The 2,912-nt window shown below is 52.9% G+C and carries 1 rRNA gene; it reads left to right on the plus strand.

Annotated features, from left to right (window positions below):
* Positions 1–18: 18 nt before the first annotated feature.
* Positions 19–2,900, plus strand: a 23S ribosomal RNA gene (locus DIE02_RS35130).
* The last annotated feature ends 12 nt before the right edge of the window (positions 2,901–2,912 follow it).

The raw sequence follows: 2,912 nt of genomic DNA on the forward strand, positions 1-2,912 counted from the left end.
GAGACAGACTCGTTATAGGGTCAAGCGAACAAGTGCATGTGGTGGATGCCTTGGCGATCACAGGCGATGAAGGACGCGGTAGCCTGCGAAAAGCTACGGGGAGCTGGCAAACAAGCTTTGATCCGTAGATGTCCGAATGGGGAAACCCACTCCTTTTGGAGTATCCATGGCTGAATACATAGGCCATGCGAAGCGAACGCGGTGAACTGAAACATCTAAGTAACCGCAGGAAAAGAAATCAACCGAGATTCCCAAAGTAGTGGCGAGCGAAATGGGATGAGCCTTGCACTCTTTATTTGTATTGTTAGCCGAACGCTCTGGAAAGTGCGGCCATAGCAGGTGATAGCCCTGTAGGCGAAAACAGTATGAAAGAACTAGGTGTGCGACAAGTAGGGCGGGACACGTGAAATCCTGTCTGAAGATGGGGGGACCATCCTCCAAGGCTAAATACTCGTGATCGACCGATAGTGAACCAGTACCGTGAGGGAAAGGCGAAAAGAACCCCGGGAGGGGAGTGAAATAGATCCTGAAACCGCATGCATACAAACAGTCGGAGCCTCGTAAGGGGTGACGGCGTACCTTTTGTATAATGGGTCAGCGACTTACGTTCAGTAGCAAGCTTAACCGTATAGGGCAGGCGTAGCGAAAGCGAGTCCGAATAGGGCGTTCAGTTGCTGGGCGTAGACCCGAAACCAGGTGATCTATCCATGGCCAGGATGAAGGTGCGGTAACACGTACTGGAGGTCCGAACCCACTAACGTTGAAAAGTTAGGGGATGAGCTGTGGATAGGGGTGAAAGGCTAAACAAACCTGGAAATAGCTGGTTCTCTCCGAAAACTATTTAGGTAGTGCCTCGTGTCTCACCTTCGGGGGTAGAGCACTGTCATGGTTGGGGGGTCTATTGCAGATTACCCCGCCATAGCAAACTCCGAATACCGAAGAGTGCAATCACGGGAGACAGACATCGGGTGCTAACGTCCGGTGTCAAGAGGGAAACAACCCAGACCGCCAGCTAAGGTCCCCAAATATAGCTAAGTGGGAAACGAAGTGGGAAGGCTAAAACAGTCAGGAGGTTGGCTTAGAAGCAGCCACCCTTTAAAGAAAGCGTAATAGCTCACTGATCGAGTCGTCCTGCGCGGAAGATGTAACGGGGCTAAGCTATATACCGAAGCTGCGGATGCGAGCTTTGCTCGCATGGTAGGAGAGCGTTCCGTAAGCCTGCGAAGGTGCGTTGAAAAGCGTGCTGGAGGTATCGGAAGTGCGAATGCTGACATGAGTAGCGATAAAGGGGGTGAAAGGCCCCCTCGCCGTAAGCCCAAGGTTTCCTACGCAACGTTCATCGGCGTAGGGTGAGTCGGCCCCTAAGGCGAGGCAGAAATGCGTAGCTGATGGGAAGCAGGTCAATATTCCTGCACCATTGTTAGATGCGATGGGGGGACGGATCGCGGAAGGTTGTCCGGGTGTTGGAAGTCCCGGTCGCTGCATTGGAGAAGGCGCTTAGGCAAATCCGGGCGCAGGATTCAAGGGTGTGGCGCGAGCTCCTTAGGGAGCGAAGCAATTGGAAGTGGTTCCAAGAAAAGCCTCTAAGCTTCAGTCTAACGATGACCGTACCGCAAACCGACACAGGTGGGCGAGATGAGTATTCTAAGGCGCTTGAGAGAACTCGGGAGAAGGAACTCGGCAAATTGGTACCGTAACTTCGGGATAAGGTACGCCCTTGTAGCTTGATGCGCCTGCGCGCAGAGGGTGAAGGGGTTGCAATAAACTGGTGGCTGCGACTGTTTAATAAAAACACAGCACTCTGCAAACACGAAAGTGGACGTATAGGGTGTGACGCCTGCCCGGTGCCGGAAGATTAAATGATGGGGTGCAAGCTCTTGATTGAAGTCCCGGTAAACGGCGGCCGTAACTATAACGGTCCTAAGGTAGCGAAATTCCTTGTCGGGTAAGTTCCGACCTGCACGAATGGCGTAACGATGGCCACACTGTCTCCTCCCGAGACTCAGCGAAGTTGAAGTGTTTGTGATGATGCAATCTACCCGCGGCTAGACGGAAAGACCCCATGAACCTTTACTGTAGCTTTGCATTGGACTTTGAACCGATCTGTGTAGGATAGGTGGGAGGCTATGAAACCGGAACGCTAGTTTCGGTGGAGCCGTCCTTGAAATACCACCCTGGTTTGTTTGAGGTTCTAACCTTGGCCCGTGATCCGGGTCGGGGACAGTGCATGGTAGGCAGTTTGACTGGGGCGGTCTCCTCCCAAAGCGTAACGGAGGAGTACGAAGGTACGCTAGGTACGGTCGGAAATCGTGCTGATAGTGCAATGGCATAAGCGTGCTTAACTGCGAGACCGACAAGTCGAGCAGGTGCGAAAGCAGGTCATAGTGATCCGGTGGTTCTGTATGGAAGGGCCATCGCTCAACGGATAAAAGGTACTCTGGGGATAACAGGCTGATACCGCCCAAGAGTTCATATCGACGGCGGTGTTTGGCACCTCGATGTCGGCTCATCTCATCCTGGGGCTGTAGCCGGTCCCAAGGGTATGGCTGTTCGCCATTTAAAGAGGTACGTGAGCTGGGTTTAAAACGTCGTGAGACAGTTTGGTCCCTATCTGCCGTGGGCGTTGGATATTTGAAGGGGGCTGCTCCTAGTACGAGAGGACCGGAGTGGACGAACCTCTGGTGTACCGGTTGTCACGCCAGTGGCATCGCCGGGTAGCTATGTTCGGAAGAGATAACCGCTGAAAGCATCTAAGCGGGAAACTCGCCTTAAGATGAGATATCCCTGGGGACTAGATCCCCTTGAAGGGTCGTTCGAGACCAGGACGTTGATAGGTCAGGTGTGTAAGCGCAGTAATGCGTTCAGCTAACTGATACTAATTGCCCGTAAGGCTTGATCCTATAACAAGTCTG

It is taken from the genome of Burkholderia sp. Bp8991 (assembly GCF_003853795.1).
Taxonomy (GTDB): Bacteria; Pseudomonadota; Gammaproteobacteria; order Burkholderiales; family Burkholderiaceae; genus Burkholderia.